Raw genomic sequence first — 25,066 nt, 5'->3', positions numbered from 1 at the left:
TCTTTATATCGTGAATTCCAATGAGTTTAGGTCCCTATGCGCGCTGAGTATTTGTTCACTTCCGAAAGTGTTTCGGAAGGCCATCCCGATAAAGTTTCCGATCAAATCTCCGATGCGATCGTCGATCTGTTTTTGTCGAAAGACCCGGAGGCACGCGTTGCTTGCGAAACTCTGACCGCGACACAGCGCGTGGTTCTGGCTGGGGAAATCCGTTGCAAAGGCGTTTATGAAAATGGCCAATGGGCTGACGGCGCGCTCGAAGAAATCGAGCGTACGGCGCGTAATACGGTGCGGGAAATCGGCTATGAGCAGGACGGCTTTCATTGGGAAACGCTGACTTTCGAAAACCACCTACACGGCCAAAGCGCGCATATCGCTCAGGGCGTCGATGCCAGCGGTAATAAAGACGAAGGTGCCGGTGACCAAGGCATCATGTTTGGCTTCGCGTGCGATGATACGCCTGACCTTATGCCAGCTACGCTCGACTATAGTCATAAGATCTTGGAACGCATGGCAGCGGATCGTCACTCAGGCGCTGCTCCGTTTCTAGAGCCGGACAGCAAGAGCCAGATCACGCTCCGCTATGAGAATGGTAAGCCGGTTGCCTGCACCGCAGTGGTTGTTTCGACGCAGCATGCTGAGGGCTATGACGCTGGTGAGAAAGAGGCGGAATTGCATGCCTATGTTAAAGGCGTGGTCACAGAAATTCTGCCTGAAGGTTTCATTTCAGATGAGACCGTGTGGCACATCAACCCGACGGGCAGTTTTGTTATCGGCGGCCCTGATGGTGATGCCGGTCTGACTGGCCGCAAAATCATCGTTGATACATATGGCGGTGCAAGCCCACATGGTGGGGGCGCATTTAGCGGTAAAGACCCGACCAAGGTCGACCGCTCGGCGGCCTATATCACGCGCTATCTGGCAAAGAACATCGTGGCGGCTGGTCTGGCCAAACGTTGTACGATCCAATTGGCTTATGCGATTGGGGTGTCCAAGCCTTTGTCACTGTATGTCGATACGCATGGAACAGGAACTGTGAGGGATGATCGACTTGAGAGCGCGATCAAGTCAATTGAGGCCTTGGGCGATTTGACCCCGCGGGGCATCCGCACGCACCTGGGCCTGAACAAGCCGATTTATCGCAAGAGCGCAGCCTATGGCCATTTTGGCCGCACGGTACCGAAGGCGATTTTTTCCCTTGGGAGCGCACCGATCTGGTGGATGCGTTGAAGGCGGCAGTTGCTTAACCGCGCTCCATACATATGAACCAAAAAGGGCGGCCCAGTTGGGTCGCCCTTTTATGTTGATGGACAAGCGGTCAGCGCAAAACCACACGCTCACCTTTAGGTTCTTCGTCTGTCGGAACATGTAAGGCGCGCTCTTCACGAAGCCAATCGCCAACCTTGCGGTACCGAACTTGGCGATCGCGTTCATATTGAAGAAGTGCATACCGCCAAGGATTAGTACGACCCAGCCAACTTTGCTGGCAACGAATTCGATGGACTGCGCGAGCCCGTCGGGTGCACGGCCCCAGCTTAGAGACAGAAGAATCCAACCGAGGTTTACGAGGTAGAACCCTACAACCAGCAGGTGATTTGTTGACCGGGCCAGAATCTCATCATGGCCGAAACATTCGATCAGAAAGACGATTCCATTGCGTGATAAAGTGCGCGCCACCCAAATGGTCAGGCCGATGCTCACGATCAGATATACGAGATAGGAATTGGCGAGATACATAACGTCCTCCTGCTATTTCTGTAATAAGAGAAATTAGTAGTCCTGAGTGTGCTTGGCGGTTATTCTCCTTTTCGATTATGTGGTGAATTACTGTCGGGCCGAAAAGCGCTGGGTGCTACGGTGATTTGCCATCAGGAAGCAGCCGCGCAACGCGCCCGCCCAGCTTGAGCAGCGTCTTGAGAGTTGAGCGGGGAAGGCGGCGAACATCGTCATACCAATTGCCGAGCTTGCCTACGAAGTCATGCATATTGCCGATTCTTTCGCGCACATGCCGGGGCACGTGCTCGCGCCCTTCGAGGCTCTCAACCAACTCCCCCATCAGTTGAATGGTCGGGTCGATCTCGCGCCGCTTACGCTCCGCTGTGATCTTCATCAGCATATCCCACAGATCGGTATCAGCTGTGAAATGATCGCGCCGATCACTTTCAACATGAACGCGTCTAACAATCCCGTAGCCTTGGAGTTCTTTAAGGCCATTGGAGACATTGGATCGCGCAAGGCCGAGCTTGTGGCAGATTTCCTCTGCATGCAGCGGGCGTTCTGAAAGATAGAGAAGTGCGTGGATCTGCGCGACTGAGCGGTTGACACCCCACTCAGTACCCATCTCCCCCCAATGGAGGATAAAGGCGCGGACCTCGGGAATGTCCATAAATGCACTCATCACGAATCGCCTTTCATTTCTGTAAAGACAGAAATATCATAAATGGCCGTTCGGACAATTGCGTCTCTTGCATGTTGGTGTGTGGCGAATGCAGTCGGTGAGTGCTGCTTGCGCTCGCGGGCATTCAATCGTTGTGTTCGCCATGTCTTGGAGAAGGGGTATCAAGCGCGAGCTCAGCATCGGAAAAAGTGAGCGGGCTGCGGACGCCCTTTACTCCGCGAAGTTCGATCTCCACCCCGCGCGCTCGTATCTGTTCATCTGCGAAGGCTTCTTCAACCGAGTTGATCGGCCCAGCGGGTACCCCCGCATTCGCGCACTGGCGTAACAAGTCTGCTTGGTCCCACATCGTGGTCTCCCCGGCCAGCAATCGATCCAGTTCGCTACGATTGGCGATGCGCGCCTCATTAGTTGCGAAGCGAGGGTCGTTCAGCAAATCATCACGCCTCACCACGCGCAGGAGCTTACGAAACAGGGTGTCGTTTGCGGGGGCAAGCACTACAGGCCCATCTTTCGTCGGGAACACACCGTATGCGCTGACCTGCGCGTGCGCGTTACCCATCCTTGGCGGGTTTTGCCCCGTTGCGAAGTAACTCATCGCCTGATTGGCCAGCAACGCAACCGAGCAATCAAGCAGGCTCATATCGATATGTTGTCCGGCACCAGTCCGATGCCGCATCAATAATGCCGATTGGATCGCGTTGGCGGCGTAAAGGCCGCAAGACAGGTCAGAGATCGACACGCCGAATTTCATCGGGTCTCCATTTGGCTCGCCATTGAGAGCCATAAAGCCGCTCATTGCCTGAATGACGAAATCATAGCCCGGTTCATTTGCGCGGGGACCGGTTTGACCAAAGCCCGTGATTGAGCAGAAAACTACACCCGAATTGTCTGCGCTCACAGTGTCGTAATCAAGTCCAAACTTGGTCAGTTTACCCGGCACGAAATTCTCAATCACGACATCAGCGGTGGCGCAAAGCCGCTGCACTTTGGCCAGCATACCGGGATCGTCGAAATCGGCGATTATCGATCGTTTGCCTCGGTTGCAGGCGTGATAGTACGCGGCCTCGCGCGCGCCATCTCGCTCAATCCATGGCGGGCCCCACTCACGCGTGCCGTCGCCATCGGGGCTTTCAACTTTGATGACGTCTGCACCGAGGTCTGCGAGCAATTGTCCCGCCCACGGACCGGCCAGCACCCTGGCAAGCTCAACGACTTTGAGTCCCGCCAAGGGTGCGTTGGCATTGCGCGGCTCATCCAGCCACATAAGTCCAGATCCTATAACGCAACTTCGTATTTCGCAGTCGTTTGGGCGGCGACCTCGTCAGTGGTCACTCCCGGTGCCAACTCGATCAGTCGGAATGTGCTGCCGTGATCGGGCCTATGAAACACTGCCAAGTTTGTAATGATCATGTCGACGACATTCTGTCCGGTTAGCGGCAATGTGCATTCCGGAATGAATTTGGGGTCACCGGCCTTGCTCGAATGATCCATCACCACGATGATTTTCTTGACGCCCGCGACGAGGTCCATCGCGCCGCCCATCCCCTTGATCATTTTGCCGGGAATCATCCAGTTGGCAATGTCGCCATTTTCCGCGACTTCCATAGCGCCCAAGACTGTTAAGTCGATGTGCCCTCCGCGGATCATAGCGAAGCTAGTTGCGCTGTCGAAATACGCGCTGTTGGGCAATTCACTAATCGTTTGCTTACCTGCATTGATCAGGTCTGGGTCGACTTCATCGTCATAGGGAAAGGGGCCAATGCCCAGCATACCATTCTCGCTTTGCAGTGTTACATGCATGCCATCGGGAATGTGATTGGCGACCAAGGTGGGGATGCCAATCCCCAGATTGACATAATAGCCATCCTGCAACTCTTGCGCAGCTCGTGCGGCCATCTCATTGCGATCCCATCCGATGATTTCGGCAGAGGTTTGGGCGGACATTATTGGTCTCCGGTTTCAGTCGGTTGAGATTTCTCTGGGGCAGGGTCGGAAAATGATTGTGGGGCTGGCAATAGAAACCAACCGTTCCCAATCATGCGCTCCAGCGCAAAGGCGGCATCGTTATTCTTCAGATAGAGATAAAGCTCATCAAAGTCGTAGCGCTTGTCGCCCAGCATGGCGACGATGCAATATTGCTCTGCTAAGGCATCCCGCAGCGTCTGTTTACGCTGATCAAGATCGGCCAGTGTTAGGGTGATGTCTTGGTAGCCAGGATCAAATCCGCGCTTGTCCAGCTGCATTCGAAATGCATCTGCAAAACCATCACCCATCCGCGATATCCAAGCGATCCTTACCTCGTTGGCGCGGAGCGTTTCTAGGACGGGCGCGAGTTCTTTGGGCAAGGCGATATCGGACAATGGGTCTGCTGTGTCTTTGCCGGGGTCAACATCAATCAGAACTGCTGGGGGCAGTTCACCGCATTGGGTGCGTTGAAGCCGTAAAGATGATGGGTCGGCCAGGATGGCGGATTGCCGCTTCGTCTCGTACCGTATTGATGGCGGCCTGAGTCAACGCATAATCCTGAAATCGAGCAAAGACGCCTAGGGTCGCAGTTGGCGTTCCGGAAGGTGGGGGAAGCTCGGTCAGTGGCAATAGCGTCGCCTCGGAATTTTCGAGCATTGGCGTGTCAGAAGCAGGGACGGGCGGCGCAATTGTTGCGAACGCACTCGCCTTCTGTTCTTGGACGCGTGTATCAGCATTCTCGACAATCCCACTCGTGGCGGATGCATCACCTTCGTCCACGCTGCTATTATTGCGGATTCCGGAACCCATTGCTGCACCGGCTGCGAGCGGGATCACCGCAGCGACACAGCCTGGCAACATTGCACAGGCTGCTACAATTACAGGAAGTCGCAGCGACAGCATCCCTATCACCCGTCTGCGCGTTCTCGAACTGTGCGGAATTCGATTTTCTTGTCGTAGGGTGCGCCAACAATAATGCGGTTCACAAAGACCCCAGGCAAGTGGATCGCGTCCGGGTCGAGTGCACCGACGGGCACAATTTCCTCGACCTCCGCGACGCACATTTTGCCGCATGTTGCCGCTGGCTGATTGAAATTGCGCGCTGTCTTGCGGAACATCAGATTGCCAGTTTCATCGGCTTTCCAGGCTTTCACGATGGAGAGATCAGCAAAGATGCCTTCTTCGAGGATGTATGTCTCGCCACCGAAGCCCTTATGCTCTTTGCCCTTCGCAACTTGAGTGCCCACGCCAGTCTTGGTGTAAAAGCCTGGAATACCAGCGCCGCCTGCGCGCATACGTTCAGCCAGCGTGCCTTGGGGGCAAAATTCGACTTCGAGTTCGCCAGATAGGAACTGGCGCTCAAACTCCTTGTTCTCTCCGACATAAGAGCTGATCATCTTCTTCACTTGCTTGGTACGCAGCAGCTTGCCAATGCCTTCATTGTCGATGCCGGCATTATTGCTGGCAAAGGTCAGGCCGGTTACGCCGCTATCGCGAATCGCATCGAGCAGCCTCTCCGGAATACCGCATAGGCCAAAGCCACCTGCGGCAATCAGCATGTCATTCTTGAGAATCCCATCGAGGGCCGAGGCGGCATCTGAATAGAGTTTTGTCATGGATGATGGATTTAGCGCTGGCGAAGCAGGGAGTCACCCCAGGTCTGCGACGGAACGCTCGACAACAGCGTTCACTCTTTTAGCATCGCTACCAAAATATGACACGAAAAGTTGCAAAATATGCAACCTGGCTCAATCTTTTCGCACTTGCACAAATTATGCTGCAACCGCATATCCCTTTGTGCCTTTTAGGCATCCTCTCCCAAGACTTTCCCGCCCGGCTAGCTTTGCTAGTCGGGCTTTTTTCTTGCGCGGATGATTGGCTGGTCAGCTAATCTGACCCGATCATTTACGAACTGCGCATTGCATCACCCGTAGCAGATGCTTACCTCTCGACATCAAGTGGTGCGGACCATTGTGTTTTCCGGGTCTTAGCGCAGAAAAATAGAGAGGACGCTACAGATGCCTGACGCAAAAGCGACGAAAGCGGATAACGAGGTCAAGCTCCAGGTCGCCGCAGCGCGGCAGGAAGAAAGTGGCCACGGAATTGCCCGTCTCCCTCGTAGCGCATTTCAGTCTCTTGGCATAACCGAAGGCGATGTGGTTCAGATCGCCGGCAAACGAACCACTGCCGCGATCGCCATGCCTGCATATGATGAGGACCAGGCCCTTGATGTGGTCCGTCTCGATGGACTGCAACGTCACAATGCGGAGGTGGGCTCGGGTGAACATATCGCGATCTCATCCGCCACATCGCGCCCGGCCACGCGCGTCGTCTTTGCGCCCGCCAGCCGTGAATTGCGGCTGCAGGGCCCGACACAAGCTTTGAAACGCAACTTTGCTGCGAAGCCATTGGTTGCTGGAGACCTTGTGGCAACGACTGGCCAACAGCCGGTCCAAAACATGCCGGATGAAGTCCGCCGTATGTTTAACGCGCCTGCTTATGCACTTACACAAATACGCCTGAATGTGGTTTCCACCAGCCCAAAGGGCATCGTCCATATTGACGAGAATACCGAAGTTGAGCTGCGCGCAGAGTTTGAGGAAGCAGCAGGCAGCGGGCGGGCCGTTGTGAATTATGATGATGTCGGCGGCATGGCTGACACCATTCAGGCGTTACGCGAAATGGTGGAATTGCCGCTGCGCTATCCAGAGCTCTTCACACGGCTCGGCGTCGATCCGCCAAAAGGTGTGTTGCTTCATGGTCCTCCCGGCACAGGAAAGACCAGGCTTGCACAGGCGGTCGCCAATGAGAGTGATGCCAATTTCGCGATTATCAACGGTCCGGAAATCATGGGCTCGGGCTATGGAGAGAGCGAGAAGCGGCTACGTGAAGTATTTGAGGAAGCTGCGAAGAATGCCCCCTCAATCATTTTTATCGACGAAATCGATTCGATCGCGCCCAAACGTGACCGTGTCCCCGGAGAGGCGGAGAAACGGCTAGTCGCGCAGCTTCTGACCTTGATGGACGGGCTGGAGGCACGATCCAACATTGTGGTCATCGCCGCTACGAATCGTCCAGATGCGATTGACGAAGCTCTACGCCGTCCGGGTCGCTTCGATCGAGAAATCGTGATCGGCGTGCCCGATGAGAGTGGTCGGCGCGAAATCCTGTCGATTCACACACGCGGCATGCCATTGGGGGATAAAGTTGATCTGAAGGAACTGGCGCGCACGACGCATGGATTTGTGGGGGCAGATATTGCTGCCTTGGCGAGGGAAGCCGCAATTGATGCCGTGCGCCGGATCATGCCGAAGCTTGATCTGAGCGAGCAGGAAATCCCGCAGGATATCCTCGATGAGCTATATGTGAGCCGTGAGGATTTCCTATCTGCGCTGAAGCGCATTCAGCCCTCGGCAATGCGTGAAGTCATGGTGCAAATGCCCAACGTCCAATGGAGCGATATTGGCGGTGTTGGCGACGCGATTGAAAAGCTGAAAGAGGGCATTGAGCTTCCCCTGAAGAACCCCGACGCGTTTCACCGCTTGGGTATCCGCCCAGCTAAGGGCTTTCTGCTGTACGGCCCACCGGGAACCGGCAAAACACTGCTCGCCAAAGCTGTCGCGAAAGAGGCAGAGGCAAACTTCATTTCGATGAAAAGCTCTGACCTGCTGTCAAAATGGTATGGTGAGAGTGAACAACAGATTGCCCGCATGTTTCGCCGCGCCCGCGCGGTAGCGCCGTGTGTTGTGTTTATTGACGAGATTGATAGCCTGGTTCCTGCACGTGGCTCTGGGCAAGGTGAGCCCCAAGTGACAGGGCGCGTGGTCAACACGATTCTGGCTGAAATGGACGGCTTGGAAGAGCTGCAGTCTGTCGTTGTGATAGGCGCGACGAACCGGCCGACGCTGGTTGATCCGGCGCTTCTTCGTCCAGGAAGGTTTGACGAGCTTGTTTATGTCGGCACGCCTGACAAAAAGGGCCGCGAACATATCCTCAAGATCCACGCCAAGAATATGCCTCTGGCAGACGATGTTGATCTGAGCGTAATTGCTGGCAAGACCGAGCGGTTTACCGGTGCGGATCTCGAAGACGTGGTGCGTCGAGCCGGTCTCAACGCACTTCACCGTGTGGGCAGCGAAGTGCAGGACGTATCGGCTCTAGACTTTGATGAGGCGCTCAAGGATCTCGCGAGCGACGGTTACCGCCAAAATGGAAGCTGAGTATCGCAAGATGCGCGGGGAGCTGAAGAAGCGAGCTGTGCAGGTCCAGCCGATTGGTTTTGTCCATGAAGGGATGGTGGAGCCAACGCGTGATAAGAAACATACGAATGGCGGTGTCACACCGATTGAGTGAGGGTGTGGCTGGCTAAGGCCCCTATCAGCTACGGCTCGCCCGCTTTAGGGTGGCCATGGGGTACTTCCAAGCGGTGGCGGATCAGGGAATCCGGCATTTCTTGACGAAGCCAATTCAGCATGTGCTCACGAAGGTCGCACCGTAGTTGCCACAACTCCGCGATGCTTCGGGCGCTGACTGACAAGCGCAATTCGACGCTTTCGGGATACGCTTCGGTCATGAGCAAAGCCGCAGTGCGGCTCGTCAAACAGTTCATGACCTTCCACGAACTTCTCAAACTCGGCCCGGATCGGCGCCACATCTGTCGCAGGATCGAGATGAAGAAAGACGGGTCCGGTCAGTTTTTCGCTCTTGCGCGACCAGTTTTCGAAGCTTTCATCGAGAAAACGGCTTGTTGGAACGATCAGCACGCGTTCATCCCATGTTCGCACTGTCACAAAGCTCATACGGATTTCTTCTACCCGCCCGACCTCGCCATCGACTTTAACCAGATCGCCGAGTCGCATCGGTTCGGTGAGGGCGACCTGCAAACCCGCAATCAGCGATTTGAGCGCTGGCTGTGCTGCCGCGCCAACCGCCAAGGCGGCCAGGCCTGCCGAGGCGAGAAGCGTCGTGCCGATGTCGCGCACCGCCGGAATGCCCAGCAGCATCAGGCCGACGGTGATGAAGATGATGGCAAACGTTGCTGTGCGAGAGAGCACAGCGATACGGGTCCTGCGACTGCGCATAGCGACGGGGTCGTCCGAAGCTTCCAGCCTGAATTCGAGCGCCGCAGTAAAAGCTTTGACCAAAGTATAAGCGATCCAGCCGAGCAGGGCAGGGCGCAGGAACTTCGCCATTGGCTCCCAAATCGTCTGCAGTTCAGTATTGATCTGAGCGACTATTGTGATGCCCAGCGCAATGAACGACCACTTTATCGGTACCCTGATCCGCCCAACGATCATCTCATCGACTTCGGTCGATGAGATGCGCGTGAGCTTCGAAACGATGCCGAACACGACGCGGTGAACGGCATAAGCGAGCGTAATGCCAATGAGTAGCGCAACCCCTGCATAGGCCCACGCCATCCAGTCTATTTCAAAGTCGGTGGGGAGGAATTGGTCAATCATGGGGATTTGGTCATTTTCAATTGTAACAGGGGACTAACCGAGGCTGCGTACGATTGTTCCTTAAGGTCGAATGGTTAATGCGCCTCGTCCCAACTTTTGCCGGTTCCAATATCAACTCCAAGCGGCACGTCGAGTGAAATCGCAGGCTGTGCTGCCGTTGCCATTGTCTCCTCGATCACCTTGGACGCCGCCGCGACATCGGCCTCCGGCAACTCAAAAACAAGCTCGTCATGCACTTGCAGTAGCATACGCACGTGACCGAGCCCGGCCTTGGCCAGGGCGGGCATCATCCGCACCATCGCACGCTTGATGATATCGGCGCTCGTCCCCTGTATCGGCGCATTGATGGCCGCGCGTTCGCTTCCTTGGCGTTCATTCTGGTTCTTCGAGTTGATCCGGGGAAACCAGGTTTTTCGACCAAATAGCGTTTCTGAATAGCCGCGCTCGCGAACTTGCTCGAGGGTCTCCATGATGTAGCGCTGAATGCCTGGGAAGCGTTTGAAATAGGTGTCAATCATCGCCTGCGCTTCGTCCGCTTCCACACCAAGACGCCCTGCAAGCCCCCAGCGCGAAATGCCATAGAGGATCGCGAAGTTGATGGTCTTGGCTTGTGCGCGAGTATCGCGTGTCACCTCGCCAAACATCTCCTGGGCTGTGCGGTTATGAATGTCCTCGCCCTTGGCAAACGCATCTTTCAGTGTGTCTACATTGGCCATGTGTGCGGCCAGCCGGAGCTCTATCTGGGAATAGTCGGCGGCGAGTAAAACATTACCGTCGTCGGGGACAAATGCTTCGCGGATTTGCCGACCAATGGCTGTTCGGATGGGGATGTTCTGAAGGTTGGGATCGGTTGAGGAAAGCCGCCCTGTTTGTGCACCGACCAGGCTATAGCTGGTGTGCACACGGCCCGTGTCTGGATTGATGGCCTGTTGCAAAGCGTCAGTATAGGTCGATTTGAGTTTTGCCAGCTGCCGCCATTCAAGCACCTTGCTGGCGATATCGGCACCGTCACCTGCCAACCTCTCCAAAACGTTCTGATCAGTTGAATACTGGCCGCTCTTACCCTTGCGACCACCCTTAAACCCTAGTTTGTCGAAAAGGATATCACCGAGCTGTTTGGGGCTACCAACGGTGAATGTCTCGCCAGCAATGTCGTGAATTTCACCTTCGAGTCGGGCGGTTTCCTTCGCAAATTCCTCGGATAACTTGGCCAACCGCGCGCGGTCGACTTTAATGCCATGCCGCTCCATCTGCGCAACGACCGGTACAAGCGGACGGTCTACTCGCTCATAGACACGCGTTCCGCCCTCGATTGCGAGCCGTGGCTTGAGATGGGCGTGGAGGCGCCACGTCACGTCAGCATCTTCAGCTGCATATTCGGTTGCCTGATCGAGCGGCACCTCACCGAACGGAATTTGCTTTTTCCCGGTTCCACAGACGTCTTTGAAACTCAGGCATGTGTGGTCGAGATGACGCTGTGCGAGCTCATCCATACCATGCCCTCCGCCGATGCCACTTTCGCCGCGACCTGCATCAAGCGCGAAGCTTAAGATCATGGTGTCATCAATCGGGCTGACTACGATGTCGTGACGGGCGAGAACGTTGAGGTCGTACTTGCCGTTCTGGAACACCTTTAGAATGGCGTCATTTTCGAGCATTGGTTTGAGCGTAGCAAGTGCCTCGTCGCGATCAATCTGTTCTGGCCTTTCCGCAAACATATCGGCGCTGCCCCCGCCAATATTGTGATGGCCAAGGGGAATGTAGCACGCGTCATTTGGCCCTAGGGCCAGACTCACCCCAACCAGTTCAGCCTGGATTGCATCAAGGCTGTTAGTCTCGGTATCGACGGCAATCAGCCGGGTCGCTTCCGCCCGTGTAATCCACTCCTTCAGCCGGTCCATTGTCTGAACACACTCATAGGCGGATCTATCAAGGGTAGGCATTTCCGGAATTGGCTGACGAGATCCCTCGGCGCCGCCATCTGCTCCGGCTTTCTCTACTTTCGAAGGATTCAGATCATTGGGACGGTCGGGACTGCCGGTACCGGCATCGAGCCGCCTGAGGAGGCTCGAAAAGCCGTGTTTCTCAAGGAAAGCAGCAAGCGGTCCGGGCGGAACGCCGTCCAGTTTGAAATCGTCGAGTGCTTCAGGAAGGTCGCAGTCTTCCTTCAAAGTGACTAAAACGCGGCTGAGTTCCGCATCCTCGCGGTGCTCTAACAGCCGTTCTTTGAGTTTGGATTTTTTCATGCCGTCGGCTGAATCCAGCGCGGCGGTCAGTGACCCATTCTCAGCGATCAGTTTCGACGCCGTTTTGGGGCCGATGCCGTATATACCGGGAATATTGTCTACGCTGTCGCCCATCAGAGCCAGCACATCACCCACCAATTCAGGCTTCACGCCAAACTTGTCTTCGACTTCCTCTGTGTAAATGCGCTGATTCTTCATCGTATCGAGCATGTCGATCCGGCCCTTGCCATTCGGGCCATTCTTTTCGCCCACAAGCTGCATCAGATCCTTGTCAGACGAAACAATCGTGACGTCCCATCCCTTGTCCTGTGCAGCGCGGGCATAAGACGCGATCAGATCGTCAGCTTCCAGCCCCTGTTCTTCGATGCAGGGCAGGCTGAACGCACGTGTCGCATCACGAATCAGTGGGAATTGCGGGACCAGGTCTTCGGGTGGAGGTGGGCGGTTGGCCTTATATTCGGGATAAATTTCGTTGCGAAAGCTCTTGCTGTCCTTGTCCAGAATCACGGCAAGATGTGTGGGGCCGTCAGCTGCGTCCAGATCATCGGCCAGCTTCCACAGCATGGTCGTATACCCATAGACTGCGCCGACCGGGGTTCCCTCGGGATCAGTTAGCGGCGGCAGACGGTGATATGCGCGAAAAATATATGCTGATCCGTCGACAAGATAGAGGTGATTGCGTGTGCCCATAAACGCACGCCCTAGCAGTGTGTTACGGATATGGGGAGCGGTTTGTCGTGTGTAAAATAAGGCAAAATTATGGCGAATTGCGGCCAAATTGAGTCAAAACGCTTGCGCGAACACATTCTGGCCATTATTTAGACGTCACGAGGCCACATTTGGGGCTTCGAGGCAAACCCTCAGAGGGGAATGCTTAACACTCGCTGTTATTCAAGGATGGATTTATTATGCGTAAGATCGCACTTGTTGCCGCTGCTTCTGCTGCTGCTCTCTCACTCGCTGCTTGCTCAGAAACTGCTGATAGCGCTGCTGACACTGCAGACGCGATGGCTGCTGACGCCGAAGCAAACATGGAAGCTGCTGGCGACGCCGCTGGTGATGCAATGGAAGCAACCACTGAAGCTGCTGAAGGCGCTGCTGACGCGACTGCAGAAGCTGCTGGCGATGCCATGGAAACTGTCGAAGGCGCTGCTGAAGAAGCTGCTGCTGACGCTGAAGCTACCATGGAAGGCAACTAAGACTTACGTCTTAGCTTCCAGCTAAAAAGAAGGGGCGGTACCGGTTGGTGCCGCCCCTTTCTTTTGTTCTCCGCACCATGAAGGTGCCGAAGTCACCTGTGAGTGACTGCCTGTTACGTCAGTCAGGTTCAGCCGCCCCCATAATTAGCATTGGCCCAATTTTGTCTCGGCTGTGCTGAATATCCGTCATACAAAGCGCGCGCGATAGCTGCGATCTTTGCTTCCCGCGCACGGCGTGAACCCTGACCCGTTACGTAGATCGCCATAGCAATCGCCCGGCCATCTGCGGTTTCGATGATGCCAATGTCGCTTGAGGTATTGTTCAATGATCCGGTCTTGTGGAGGACGTTTGCGCTTTCCGGAATGAAATATCGGATACGGCGTTTGCCTGTCCGGGTACGGCTCATAGAAGACAATATGACGCGCCGGCTTTGGTCGCTCAGATAGCGTCCCTGATAGAGGCCAGTGAGCAACTCGATCATCTCGTTGGGTGTCGCGCTATCGCGCGGATCAATGGTGCTGGCAGGGTCAAACTCACCGTCGTCGCGTACCAGCGTCGCGATATCTCGATCAATGCTGAATTCCGTCATACCGTTGCGGCGCATCCAGTCGTTAACCTTCTCGGGTCCGCCAACAACGCGGAGCAAAGCATCCGTTGCGGGGTTGCTGGAGCGAGTGATCATGATCTCGATCAGATCAATCGCCGGCATGTAATTGCCCTCGTACACAGGTGCAGCAACCGATGAGAACTTGGCGCTGCGACGCGGAATCAAAAGCGGGAATTCGCTGGTCAGGCTCCAACGGCCCTGCTCTACACCCTCTAGAAAAGTGGCTGCGACGGCGATCTTGCTGGTGCTTGCCATTGGGAAACGTTGGTCACCCAAAATGGTCACTTCCTGACCGTTCGAAAGATCAATGGCAGCAACGCCGATCCGCCCCTTGGACCCCTCAGCCAAGCTCGCAATGCGTTGCTCCAACGGTGTCTGATAGACCGCCTTATAGCTTTGCGGGGTACGGACTTCAGTTCCAAGTGCACTGTCAAATTGCGCCTCGAACTGCTGAGTTTGTGCCTGTGCTGGCAGCGCCCAAGTGAGCAAACCAGCAATCAATGTGCCTGTGATTTTCCTGAATACCATTCTGGCACCATACTCCCAATATGCTTTGCAGAACCTTAATCAAGTGATCCGTTAACCAAACAATGCCCTCGCGATGAAATGTGTCCGAAAGACGATGATTCATTACGTGAATCTGTTCGATGAGTCGGCATCTCTGCATGATTATTAAAGCGGATCAGGACTTGAGGCTTGGATCAATCACTGCAAGAAAAGGCCATGGGAGAGAGCACAAACAGCGAAGAACTCGCTCAAGGGCTGAGCAATGCGCTTGCCCGGGTGGGGTTACCTGAGCCGAAGGCGCTGACACGCCTCACAGGCGGCGCCACTATGCAAAGCTGGTTGTTCTCGGTCGAACGCGATCAATACGTGCTGCGCCGCGCGCCCAGCGCCGACTTTATGAAAGACCGACCTTTTGGGCATGCCGTCGAGGCGGCAATTATCCGTGCGGCGTATGCGAAGGGGGTGGCTGCACCAGAAGTGATCCTGGAACTGGATTCTCGTGACGGGATTGGCAGTGGCTTCGTTATGCGGGCTCTTCCGGGAACTCCGAATCCCAAAGCAATATTGGCGATGGACCAGCCGGACCGCTTGCTGTCTGAATGTGCCGCCAACCTTGCTAAGGTTCATTCACTCAGTCGCGGCGACGTGCCCGAGGCAGTCCCTGAAATCGACTATCGAGAAGGGATTGCCGATTTGCGCCAGCAGTTCGAAGAGGCAGGTGGCGATCGCCCGATCATTGCGCTCGGGATAAAGTGGCTGGAGGACAATTGCCCAGCCCCGGTCAAACTTGTGCTCAATCATGGAGATTTTCGACTGGGCAACCTGCTGGTGCAGGACGGACGGCTGACGGGGGTTTTGGATTGGGAGCTGGCCCATTTCGGTGATCCGCATGAGGATCTGGCGTTTGGCTGCATGGCCGTTTGGCGGTTTGCGCGATATGATCGGCCCGCCTTGGGGTTGGGCGATCTAGAGACCTATTTCGACGCGTACCGCGCCAATGGTGGTCGCGAAGTTGATCCTGCGCGGTTTCGCTTCTGGACCATGTATCGCACCGTATGGTGGGCGCTTGGCTGCCTTCGTATGGCCAAGGTATGGCGCGATGGCAGCGACCGCATGCTGGAACGCGTGGTGATCTCTCGTCGAACAAGCGAGCAGGAACTGGATTTACTGATGCTGCTAGAAGAAGAGGCGCCGAAGGAGGAGCAAAAAGAACAATCGACGTGCCGCGACCGTTTCCCCCGCATGGGGAAGCAAGCGCGGGTGAAATGGCAACAGCGGTGGCAGAATGGCTGACCACCATTAAAGACCGAATGGAAGGGCACGACCGGTTTCAACTCGCCGTTGCCCGAAACGCTCTGAGCATAATTGCGCGCGATCACATGCTGATGCCACGTGACAGTGACCTTCAGCTTGCCGACAGGATTATCAATGGCGAGGTAACGTTCGAAACCGTCGGTTTGCTTGCTGAATTGCGCTCACGTGCGCTTGAAAAGATTGAGGTCGACAGGCCCCGCTATCCTGCACTCGCTGTGGCGCAAAACAAATGGTTCGGAGAACACTGAATGGATTTCACCATCCCACAGAAGCTGAAAGAGTACTACGCCGAGCTTGAGCGTTTTATCGAAGCGGAAATTGAACCGCTGGTCGTGCAGGATGACAACATCCGCTTCTTCGATCACCGGCGCGAGGATGCGCGGACTGATTGGGACCGTCAGGGACTGCCCAATGCGGACTGGGAGACGTTGCTGCGCGAGGCCACTCTGCGCGCCGACAAGGCCGGTCATTGGCGTTTCTCTGCACCAGCCGAATATGGCGGCAAAGACGGATCTAACCTCTGGATGGCGGTGATCCGTGATCGTTTTGCACAGCGTGGGCTGGGCCTCCATAACGACTTGCAGAACGAACATAGCATTGTCGGTAATTTCCCCTTCGTCGCCATGTTCGATACGTTTGGGACCGAGGAACAGAAGCAGGAATTCATTTTCGGTGGGTTCAATCGAGAACGTCGTGTTGCGTTTGGACTGACCGAACCCGACCACGGCTCTGATGCCACCCATATGGAAACACGCGCCGTTCCAGAAACTCGTGAAGGCGTGGCTGGATGGCGCATTGATGGTGTGAAAATGTGGATCACCGGCATGCATCACGCGACGCATGTGGCGGTGTTTGCTCGCACCGGTGGAGAAGACGGCAATGCACGCGGGATCACGTGTTTCCTGGTCCCAAACCCTTCAGCTGGCCTCGAAATCGACGAGTATGTCTGGACGTTCAACATGCCCAGCGATCATGCGCGGTTCTTTCTGAACGGCGTTTGGGTGCCTGAAAATGCGATACTGGGGGATGAAGGTCGCGGGCTCGCATTGGCCCAGAGCTTTGTGCATCAAAACCGTATCCGTCAGGCGGCATCTTCGCTCGGCGCAGCGCAGTTCTGTGTGGAAGAAAGCGTTAGATATGCGCGGGAACGCAAACCGTTCGGTGAGGAGCTGGCCAAAAACCAGGCGATTCAATTCCCCTTGGTTGAACTTGCCACGCAATGCGAGATGCTGCGTTTGCTGATTTACAAGACGGCATGGGAGATGGACCGGCTTCCGCATAAAGAAATCGAAAAGCAACTGTCTGACAAGGTTTCCATGTGCAATTACTGGGCTAACCGGTTGTGTTGTGAGACGGCTGACCGCGCGATGCAGGTCCATGGAGGCATCGGTTACTCTCGCGAGAAACCGTTTGAGCATATTTATCGACACCACCGCCGCTATCGCATCACAGAGGGCGCAGAAGAGATTCAGATGCGCAAGGTCGCGGCCTATCTCTTCGGTTACCTCGGGCCGCGCCGGGAGCAATTTGCTAAAGACTAATCGGTGCTGCTTTGCCATTGGCAGAATTCGCGCTTGACCTGCGTATGATATTTCGTCTCAATCGTCCGCCAGAGCTACGTCTCAAGTGAACTAAGGACTGCAAACCCATGAACTTTTCACGCATGTCGGCGCTTGGCGCCGCTCTTTTGGTTTCAACCTCCTCGGCGGCGATTGCCCAAAATGCGCCGATCATATTGCCCGGCGCACCCGGCGCTGACGGCAGCTTGTTGACAGCGGAAGAGGCGACAAAGCTTGCAAGCACCAGCCATTCCCCGTACCGATGTCGTCTTCATGCAGGGTATGATCCTGCATCACCAGCAGGCGGTTGAAATGGCGCAGCTCATCAGGGACCGCACCAACCGCGAAGAAATCGTCACTATTGGCGGGCGGATCGAGTCTGGCCAGGCCGACGAAATTGAATTTATGCAGAACTGGCTCAAAGAGCGCGGCGAGAACGCCCCGATGGTTGGCGATCAACATTCTGGCCACATGGGGCATCACGGTCACCACGGTGGTGAATGGGCGAGCCTGCATGAGAGCATGTCTGGTATGGCCAGCGCCGAAGACATGGCCCGCCTTGCAACTCTGTCGGGCGTCGAGTTTGATCGGCTGTTTTTACAATTGATGATCGCTCATCACGAGGGCGCGGTTGAGATGGTTGACGATCTGCTTGCGCAACCGGGCAGTGCTGCCGATCCTGTCTTGTTCAAATTCGCGAACGACGTCGACAATGATCAGACCAAAGAAATCAATCAGATGAACGGCCTGCTGGCTGGGCTTTCTGCCGACCCGCGGGCTAATCTCGCTGCGGGTTTTGATAGCGCTGGCGAAGCGATCTGGAACTTGCGCAAAGTGGTTAGCCTGTCGAAGCCGGCGGGCTTTTTCGATCCGGCCAACCCGGCTGATCTGAAGCCGCCAGTGTCCAAAGACGAGGACGAAACTGATGCTGAGACCGCGGAAGCTACGCCAGAAAGAGGCGATGACGATTCGCTGACAGAGTTTGCTGAGCGATCCCCGCTGCTCGATTTTGCTAACACCGATATGGCATTCTTCGACGACATAATGGTGGCTGGAAACTACCATGGCTATAACATCTATCGCCTTGGCGAAGATGGCGCACCTGGACTTGTCAGCTCGATTGTCTGTCCTGGTGGGCAGGGTGACGTTTCGGTCGTCGGCGACATTCTAGTGATGAGTGTGGAGCAGACGCGTGGCCGGGTCGATTGCGGCCTTCAGGGCGTTGCCGAGGATGTGAGCGAAGAGCGCTTCCGGGGCCTTCGCATATTCGACATTTCAGACCTCACTCGTCCCCGTCAGGTTGGGCTGGTCCAGACATGTCGCGGTAGTCATACGCATTCGATCGTCAGTGCCGATGATACTCGCATCATTGTCTACAACTCCGGCACATCGCGCATCCGCGACGAAGAGGAATTGGCTGGATGCATCGGTGCGGAACCAGGTGACAACCGCACGGCGCTATTCAGCATCGACGTCATCGAGATTCCGCTCGCAGATCCTTCGCAGGCGCGCATTGTTAAGAGCCCGCGAGTCTTCGCTGACCCGGAAACAGGACAGATCGCTGGCTTGTGGCAGGGCGGTGAAAGTGAAGAGGGCGCTCAAGACACTCGGCCAACCGATGAATGCCACGACATAACTGTGTTCCCTTCAAAGAATGTCGCGGCAGGTGCCTGCTCCGGCAACGGCATTCTGTTCGACATCTCTGACCCGATGAACCCGGTGCGGATCGACGCGGTATTCGATAAAGGCTTTGCCTATTGGCACTCGGCCACCTTTAACAATGACGGCACGAAAGTGATCTTCACCGATGAGTGGGGCGGCGGTGGTCGTCCGCGCTGTCAGGCATCCGATCCAATAACGTGGGGCGCAAACGCAATTTACGACATCGTCGATGGCAAGCTTGAATTCCGTAGCCACTATAAAATGCCTGCGCCGCAAAGTGACAAGGAAAATTGCGTCGCGCATAACGGCTCTATTGTCCCGGTCCCGGGCCGCGATATTTTCGCGCAGAGCTGGTATCAGGGTGGTCTGTCACTGATGGACTTCACCGACAGTGCGAACCCGGTCGAGATCGCCTATTTTGATCGCGGCGCGATCAGCAAGGAACAGCTGGTCGTTGGCGGATACTGGTCATCCTATTGGTACAATGGGCGGATTTACGCGACTGAGATCACCCGTGGACTAGACGTGTTCGCGCTGAAGCCGAGCGAGTTTTTGACTTCTGAAGAGATCGCTGCGGCGGAAGCTGCACAATATGAAGGCGATCTGTTCAACCCGCAAACTCAGACCGAAGTAACCTGGCCTGATGAGGTTATTTCTCGCGCTGAGGAAAGCCGCAAAGGTGGGTAAAATCCTCACGTAAGTATTCATAGAAAAAGCCCCGGTGGAGAGCGATCCACCGGGGCTTTTTTAAGCGTAGGTAGTGGTCAGCTTAGAAGCCGCCCATGCCACCCATTCCGCCCATGCCGCCCATATCAGGCATTGCAGGGGCAGCTGACTTGTCTTCCGGAGCGTCGACAATCGCCGCCTCCGTGGTGATCAGCAGGCCAGCCACAGAAGCTGCGTCTTGCAGGGCGGTACGCACAACCTTGGTCGGGTCGATCACACCGGCTTTCACCAGGTCTTCGTATGTGTCAGTCGCAGCGTTGAAGCCGAGACCTTCGTCATTGCCGTCCATCAGCTTGCCAGCGACAACTGCGCCGTCCTGACCAGCGTTGGATGCGATCTGACGAACTGGTGCCTGCAGAGCGCGGCGAACGATGTCGACACCGCGTGTCTGATCGTCATTCGCGCCTTCAAGGCCGTCCAGCGTTTTGGTGGCGTAAAGCAGAGCAGTACCACCGCCAGGGACGATGCCCTCTTCAACGGCTGCGCGGGTTGCGTGCAGCGCATCGTCGACGCGGTCTTTGCGCTCTTTCACTTCGACTTCGGTTGCGCCGCCAACCTTGATAACGGCAACACCGCCGGCGAGCTTTGCCAGACGCTCTTGCAGCTTCTCACGGTCATAATCGCTTGATGTGTTGTCGATCTGCGTGCGGATTTCAGCAACGCGTGCCTTGATGTCGTCTTCGCTACCAGCGCCATCAACAATCGTTGTGTTGTCCTTGTCGATGGTGACGCGCTTGGCTTCGCCCAGCATGCCGAGTGATACATTTTCAAGCTTGATGCCCAAGTCTTCGCTGATCATCTCACCCTTGGTCAGGATCGAGATGTCTTGCAACATGGCCTTGCGACGATCGCCGAAGCCAGGAGCTTTGACTGCCGCAACTTTCAGGCCGCCGCGCAGCTTGTTGACGACGAGTGTTGCGAGAGCTTCACCTTCGATGTCCTCTGCAATGATCAGCAGCGGGCGACCGCTCTGAACTGCTGCTTCAAGAATCGGCAGCATAGCCTGCAGATTGCTGAGCTTCTTCTCGTGGATGAGAATGTATGGGTTTTCGAGCTCAACCGTCATCTTGTCAGGGTTAGTGATGAAGTATGGTGAAAGGTAACCGCGATCGAACTGCATGCCTTCAACAACATCGAGTTCAAATTCGAGGCCTTTGGCTTCCTCAACGGTAATGACGCCCTCTTTGCCAACCTTCTCCATCGCCTCTGCGATTTTCTGGCCAACTTCAGTGTCGCCATTGGCAGAGATGATCCCGACCTGTGCGATTTCTTCGCTGCCAGAAACATCCTTGGAACGCGTGCCGAGGTTTTCGACGATCTTGCCGACGGCAAGATCAATGCCGCGCTTCAGATCCATCGGGTTCATGCCCGCTGCAACTGACTTCATACCTTCGGTTACGATGGCTTGAGCCAGCACAGTAGCAGTGGTCGTGCCGTCGCCAGCTGCGTCGTTGGCCTTTGAGGCAACTTCGCGGAGCATCTGCGCGCCCATGTTTTCGAACTTGTCCTTAAGCTCGATTTCCTTAGCGACGGTCACGCCGTCTTTGGTAATGCGTGGTGCGCCAAAGCTTTTGTCGATAACAACGTTACGACCTTTCGGGCCGAGCGTTACTTTAACGGCATTTGCGAGCGTATCGACGCCCTTGAGGATGCCTTCGCGGGCATCACGGTACGAACATTACGTCCTTAGCAGCCATGTCTGTTTCTCCTGAAATTCTCTAGATTTGAAAGGATATTCTTGAGGCAGCTGTTCAGCTGATGATCCCCATGATGTCGCTTTCCTTCATGATCAGCAGGTCTTCGCCGTCGAGCTTGACCTCTGTGCCAGACCATTTGCCGAACAGGACCTTGTCGCCGGCCTTGACGTCCAGTGGAGTCACTGTGCCGTCTTCAGCTTTTGAGCCTGAACCAACGGAAACGATTTCGCCTTCGCTTGGCTTTTCCTGGGCTGAGTCTGGGATAATAATGCCGCCAGCGGTTTTCTGATCGGCTTCGATGCGACGGACCAATACACGGTCGTGCAGCGGACGAAATGCCATAGTGATGACCTTTCTCTTTGGTTGAAAATCACAATTTGGCACTCTCTGCCTGAGAGTGCCAGCGGGGCGCATTTGGGGTGCAGCCAGATAAGAGTCAACAGGTGAGAACAGGAAAATTTAGGTGGCTTGGCTCGCGGGTGATGGCAGAATGTGTTCGCGGCTGGTTAGGCCAAGCGTGTCGCGCAAAATCCACCGCCAGGTGAGCAAGACCCCGGCCACGAATAAACCAGCCGCAAGACCAATCCACACGCCCGTTCCTTGTAGGCGCGTGAAGAATCCAAGACCAATGGCAAGGCCAATACCGGGCACCCAATAGCTGAAGATGGCAATCCACATAGGCATGCGAGTGTCCTGCAATCCGCGCAAGGCCCCCGCCGCCACCGCTTGCACGCCATCGGCGAGCTGAAAAATCGCGGCCAGCAGCAGATATTGTAGCGCAAAGCCAACAAGCGCGGCGTTCTTCGCCGCGTCCACGTCGACATAAATCGACAGCAGAGCGCGCGGTGCGAAGATCATAGTGAGCGCCGTCAGAGCCATGAACCCTGTACCAATCACAATCGCGACCCAGCCTGCGCGTTTGATCCCCAGTCTGTCGCCAGCTCCGTAGAAATAGCCGACCCGGATGGTGACGGCCTGACCGACACCGAACGGCACCTGGAATGCCATCGCAGCAAGCTGCAACGCGACCGTATGTCCGGCTAGCTCCGCAGCGCCGAAGCGACCCATCATAAAGGCGGCTGCACCAAAGATCCCTGCCTCTGCGGTAATGGTCAGAGAGATCGGCGTGCCGATCTTCACTATCTGCCAGAAGCGGGCCCAATCCGCGCGCCACCAGCGATAGAAAATATGATAGCGGTTAAGTCCGGGGTCAGTCAGGATCGCAACAATGTATGCGCTGAGCACGGCCAGTGAGGTGATAATTGTCGCGACTGCTGCGCCCTTCAACCCGAGCTCTGGCGCACCAAAATTGCCAAAGATGAAGGCGTAGTTGGCTAGCCCATTCACACCGATTCCTAGTCCGGTAATCACGGTCGCGAAAATTGGCCTGCCCAGTGCTGAAACGAAATTGCGCAGCACAGCAGCCAGCAACATTGGCACCATCGAAAAGATGATGACCGAATTATATTCCATCGCCAGGCTGATGATCGCTGGCGCTTGGCCGGTTGCGCGCATTATTGGGCCTAGCAGCAGGCAAATACCCATACCAACCGTGCCTGCGATCACGGCCAGCCACAACGCCATTCGTGTTGCCCGACGCACCGGTCGCGGGGTCCGTGCCTTTGCACCAATCGCTTCAGCAATCAGCGGCGCAACAGCACCCGTCAGACCAGTCATCGCCCACAGGACCAGACCGAAGAGCGAAACCGCCAACGCTGATGCGGCCAACGGCTCTTCACCCAACCGCGCGATAAAGATCACATCGATGGAGTAGGTCAGCATCTGCAACAGATTGGCGAGCGCCAATGGCCAACTTAACTTGAACGTCGCGATTAGCTCATCGCGCCAGCCGTCGACATCAGTGATGCCCACATCCATGGCGGCAGTGCCGCGGCCATCACTGCCAGATGGCAGGGGCTGCGAGATAGGTTCATTCGACATAGCTGTGTTCTCAGGCCAGCCAGCCAGAATAGGCGCGTTGCGCCGCTACCTCAATTGTACTTGCGATTGATATGAGAAATGATGCGGCTTCTATGGCGCATCAGACACAGTCAACTTGCGGTGCTATCCTGGGGATAGGACACATCGAGATTAAATGTGCCATCAGGTTTTAGTGAAAAGGAACAGCGGTTCCATGCAGGTCGCCCATCCTGTTTCATCATGCTGCGCAAATCGTGTAGCGCATCGTCAACATCGAAATCCGCATCCGCTGGTGCGGACTGACCGTCAGACCATTTGCCATTGACCTTGCACGAATAGGATTTCTGCGACCAGTCAGACTCCAGCTCTGCGTCAATACGCGCTTCTTCAAAACCTTCGGGACATGTCACGATCAGCGCTTTGGCCAGCGTCTGATACAAGGCAGTCTGGTCCACTAATTCCCTCCGGGCCGATTTCTGAATGTCTGGACCTGAGTGTTCCCATCAATCGTGTATTCAATGCGGAACGCGTCAGGTCGAGCGCTGCCATCAGGATAGCGCACATTGATGTTCACATCAACGGTGCGACCTTCGCGTACGGCTGTGGCCAGAGAGTCTTCAAGTGAGCGCCAACGACCCATGTTGAGGTTGCCATCCATCGGCACCAAATTCACCCGGTCTCCCGGGCCGTTGAATATGCTGGCGATGAGATGCCCACCTTGATCGCCGTCTAGCCGATCATCGCGCCCCGCAACCCGCTGCTGATAGCCATTGCGATCTGCTGTATTCAGCTCAAGTCGGCCCGATACGTTGTCGACCTGGCCACTCGCGTTTGTGCGATAGGTGTATCCATTGATCTGATAGTCGACATTGGATCTCAGCGTCGGAGCATTCAATTCGCGCGGCCAGTTGCCGGAGCTTCCACCTTCGATCCGCACGGTCGGTCGTGCATCCGCTGATCGTGCACCCGCGCTGAAGAACTCATCGAGCTGTGTTTTCATGCGTTCGATAGATTCGCGTGCGCCAGCGGGCAGGCTATCGAGCGCGCCTTGGGGAATGCGATTTACGGCATCCCTGATTTCACCGAGAGGGCCGCGAAGCACAGCGGCGGCGGTATCACTGCGCGCTGCAGCGGTGATGGCATTCGCAACGGTGTCAGCCCATTTGCCGATCTTGGCCAGCTTAGCCGAGTCGCCCGCGTAAGGCAGGATACTGACAGCGGAAATCGCACCATTGCCGAGATGGCCAAGCGCTTCCCATCCTTCACCACTAAACAATGAACCGATGCTGCGGTACGACAGAAATTACTGCATTACTACCATCGGCGAATGGCGTCGGTTCGAAAATACCCACGATGTCTAGTGCCATTTGCGTTAGATCGAGAGCCAGCTCGCCGGTGCCTGGCCCGGTGTCATTTGCAGGTACGGGCGTTTGCGCCTGAACTGTTTCCTGAGTGCGGATGAGCTCGCCTGCTTCGCGTGGTGAAAGCTGGGCAAGTACGGCGTCACCAACCGCTTGAGCTTGGCCTGGATTAGCCGCCTGGAATGCGTTCAAGTCTTGCCGCAAACCTTCGGCATTTAGCACAGGATCGCGATTGGCGTTGATCAGCGCAGTGGCTGTACTGGCTGGGTTCGAACCGGCGCCTTCTCTGAAGTTGAAGGACTGTGCACCTTCAATACGATTCACTTCTGCCATAACCGTGCTTCCGAATCCGTTTCGAGCTTTCGATGGCAGGAGAATATGGCTTCATGCCACGCTGCGGTATCTACAGATCGTATAGAAGTATGGGACAGCGCGTGGCCTG

At 55.8% G+C, this 25,066-nt stretch carries 19 protein-coding genes and 3 pseudogenes; 7 read left to right on the top strand and 15 right to left on the bottom strand.

Annotated features, from left to right (window positions below):
- The first annotated feature begins 36 nt into the window (after nucleotides 1–36).
- Nucleotides 37–1,247 (top strand): annotated as a pseudogene (gene metK / locus ACZ1GM_RS14505) (methionine adenosyltransferase).
- A 605-nt stretch (nucleotides 1,248–1,852) separates the two neighbouring features.
- Here the strand turns inward: metK and ACZ1GM_RS14500 are convergent.
- The 6 genes from ACZ1GM_RS14500 to ACZ1GM_RS14475 all read right to left on the bottom strand — a co-directional run bounded on the left by ACZ1GM_RS14500 (nucleotide 1,853) and on the right by ACZ1GM_RS14475 (nucleotide 5,979).
- Nucleotides 1,853–2,398: a GbsR/MarR family transcriptional regulator gene (locus ACZ1GM_RS14500; RefSeq protein ID WP_472677078.1), complete on the bottom strand. Its 546-nt coding sequence runs from the start codon at nucleotides 2,396–2,398 to the stop codon at nucleotides 1,853–1,855.
- A 124-nt stretch (nucleotides 2,399–2,522) separates the two neighbouring features.
- Nucleotides 2,523–3,662: a CaiB/BaiF CoA transferase family protein gene (locus tag ACZ1GM_RS14495; RefSeq protein ID WP_472677077.1), complete on the bottom strand. Its 1,140-nt coding sequence runs from the start codon at nucleotides 3,660–3,662 to the stop codon at nucleotides 2,523–2,525.
- An 11-nt stretch (nucleotides 3,663–3,673) separates the two neighbouring features.
- The gene (locus ACZ1GM_RS14490; RefSeq protein WP_472677076.1) at nucleotides 3,674–4,342 is read right to left on the bottom strand and encodes a CoA transferase subunit B; all 669 of its coding nucleotides are present in this window, start codon (nucleotides 4,340–4,342) and stop codon (nucleotides 3,674–3,676) included.
- Nucleotides 4,342–4,671, bottom strand: a complete 330-nt coding sequence (locus tag ACZ1GM_RS14485) for a hypothetical protein (RefSeq protein ID WP_472677075.1) — start codon at nucleotides 4,669–4,671, stop codon at nucleotides 4,342–4,344. The genes ACZ1GM_RS14490 and ACZ1GM_RS14485 overlap by 1 nt, the downstream gene beginning before the upstream one ends.
- A 142-nt stretch (nucleotides 4,672–4,813) precedes the next feature.
- Nucleotides 4,814–5,224 (bottom strand): hypothetical protein, encoded by a 411-nt coding sequence (locus tag ACZ1GM_RS14480; protein ID WP_472677074.1) that lies wholly within the window; start codon nucleotides 5,222–5,224, stop codon nucleotides 4,814–4,816.
- 47 nt (nucleotides 5,225–5,271) lie between these two features.
- Nucleotides 5,272–5,979 (bottom strand): CoA transferase subunit A, encoded by a 708-nt coding sequence (locus ACZ1GM_RS14475; protein WP_472677073.1) that lies wholly within the window; start codon nucleotides 5,977–5,979, stop codon nucleotides 5,272–5,274.
- Between the two features lie 402 nt (nucleotides 5,980–6,381).
- Between ACZ1GM_RS14475 and ACZ1GM_RS14470 the strand changes: the two are divergent.
- Nucleotides 6,382–8,716: pseudogene (locus ACZ1GM_RS14470) on the top strand (CDC48 family AAA ATPase).
- Nucleotides 8,717–8,841: 125 nt separating this feature from the next.
- Here ACZ1GM_RS14470 and ACZ1GM_RS14465 read toward each other — a convergent pair.
- Nucleotides 8,842–9,825, bottom strand: a complete 984-nt coding sequence (locus tag ACZ1GM_RS14465; protein ID WP_472677072.1) for a mechanosensitive ion channel family protein — start codon at nucleotides 9,823–9,825, stop codon at nucleotides 8,842–8,844.
- Between the two features lie 74 nt (nucleotides 9,826–9,899).
- Nucleotides 9,900–12,761 carry a DNA polymerase I gene (gene polA, locus ACZ1GM_RS14460; protein ID WP_472677071.1) on the bottom strand — a complete coding sequence of 954 codons (2,862 nt, stop codon included), beginning with the start codon at nucleotides 12,759–12,761 and terminating at the stop codon, nucleotides 9,900–9,902.
- 218 nt (nucleotides 12,762–12,979) lie between these two features.
- On the opposite strand from polA, the gene ACZ1GM_RS14455 reads away from it, so the two are divergent.
- Nucleotides 12,980–13,270 (top strand): hypothetical protein, encoded by a 291-nt coding sequence (locus tag ACZ1GM_RS14455; protein ID WP_472677070.1) that lies wholly within the window; start codon nucleotides 12,980–12,982, stop codon nucleotides 13,268–13,270.
- Nucleotides 13,271–13,398: 128 nt separating this feature from the next.
- Here ACZ1GM_RS14455 and ACZ1GM_RS14450 read toward each other — a convergent pair whose 3' ends face one another.
- The gene (locus ACZ1GM_RS14450) at nucleotides 13,399–14,406 is read right to left on the bottom strand and encodes a serine hydrolase (protein WP_472677069.1); all 1,008 of its coding nucleotides are present in this window, start codon (nucleotides 14,404–14,406) and stop codon (nucleotides 13,399–13,401) included.
- Nucleotides 14,407–14,601: 195 nt separating this feature from the next.
- Here ACZ1GM_RS14450 and ACZ1GM_RS14445 point away from each other — a divergent pair, with 195 nt between their 5' ends.
- The 4 genes from ACZ1GM_RS14445 (at nucleotide 14,602) to ACZ1GM_RS14430 (ending at nucleotide 19,607) form a co-directional block, all read left to right on the top strand.
- Nucleotides 14,602–15,678, top strand: a complete 1,077-nt coding sequence (locus ACZ1GM_RS14445) for a phosphotransferase family protein (RefSeq protein WP_472677068.1) — start codon at nucleotides 14,602–14,604, stop codon at nucleotides 15,676–15,678.
- Nucleotides 15,651–15,947, top strand: a complete 297-nt coding sequence (locus ACZ1GM_RS14440) for a hypothetical protein (protein WP_472677067.1) — start codon at nucleotides 15,651–15,653, stop codon at nucleotides 15,945–15,947. The genes ACZ1GM_RS14445 and ACZ1GM_RS14440 overlap by 28 nt, the downstream gene beginning before the upstream one ends.
- Nucleotides 15,948–17,240 (top strand): acyl-CoA dehydrogenase family protein, encoded by a 1,293-nt coding sequence (locus ACZ1GM_RS14435; RefSeq protein WP_472677066.1) that lies wholly within the window; start codon nucleotides 15,948–15,950, stop codon nucleotides 17,238–17,240. It abuts the gene before it with no gap.
- 252 nt (nucleotides 17,241–17,492) lie between these two features.
- A complete protein-coding gene (locus ACZ1GM_RS14430) occupies nucleotides 17,493–19,607 on the top strand; it encodes a DUF305 domain-containing protein (RefSeq protein WP_472677065.1) in 2,115 nt (704 codons plus the stop codon).
- Nucleotides 19,608–19,689: 82 nt separating this feature from the next.
- On the opposite strand, the pseudogene groL reads toward ACZ1GM_RS14430, so the two are convergent.
- The 6 genes and pseudogenes from groL to ACZ1GM_RS14400 all read right to left on the bottom strand — a co-directional run bounded on the left by groL (nucleotide 19,690) and on the right by ACZ1GM_RS14400 (nucleotide 24,957).
- Nucleotides 19,690–21,343, bottom strand: a pseudogene (gene groL / locus ACZ1GM_RS14425) (chaperonin GroEL).
- Nucleotides 21,344–21,397: 54 nt separating this feature from the next.
- The gene (locus tag ACZ1GM_RS14420) at nucleotides 21,398–21,685 is read right to left on the bottom strand and encodes a co-chaperone GroES (protein WP_472677064.1); all 288 of its coding nucleotides are present in this window, start codon (nucleotides 21,683–21,685) and stop codon (nucleotides 21,398–21,400) included.
- Between the two features lie 117 nt (nucleotides 21,686–21,802).
- Nucleotides 21,803–23,284 (bottom strand): MATE family efflux transporter, encoded by a 1,482-nt coding sequence (locus ACZ1GM_RS14415; protein WP_472677063.1) that lies wholly within the window; start codon nucleotides 23,282–23,284, stop codon nucleotides 21,803–21,805.
- A gap of 110 nt (nucleotides 23,285–23,394) precedes the next feature.
- Nucleotides 23,395–23,718 carry a hypothetical protein gene (locus ACZ1GM_RS14410; protein ID WP_472677062.1) on the bottom strand — a complete coding sequence of 108 codons (324 nt, stop codon included), beginning with the start codon at nucleotides 23,716–23,718 and terminating at the stop codon, nucleotides 23,395–23,397.
- Nucleotides 23,718–24,539: a DNA/RNA non-specific endonuclease gene (locus ACZ1GM_RS14405; protein ID WP_472677061.1), complete on the bottom strand. Its 822-nt coding sequence runs from the start codon at nucleotides 24,537–24,539 to the stop codon at nucleotides 23,718–23,720. Before ACZ1GM_RS14405 ends, ACZ1GM_RS14410 begins: the two co-directional genes overlap by 1 nt.
- Nucleotides 24,532–24,957 carry a hypothetical protein gene (locus ACZ1GM_RS14400; protein ID WP_472677060.1) on the bottom strand — a complete coding sequence of 142 codons (426 nt, stop codon included), beginning with the start codon at nucleotides 24,955–24,957 and terminating at the stop codon, nucleotides 24,532–24,534. The genes ACZ1GM_RS14405 and ACZ1GM_RS14400 overlap by 8 nt, the downstream gene beginning before the upstream one ends.
- Between the last annotated feature and the right edge of the window lie 109 nt (nucleotides 24,958–25,066).

The sequence above is a fragment of the Qipengyuania sp. JB2-7 genome, from assembly GCF_055693485.1.
This window is presented reverse-complemented; position numbering and strand designations above follow the sequence as displayed.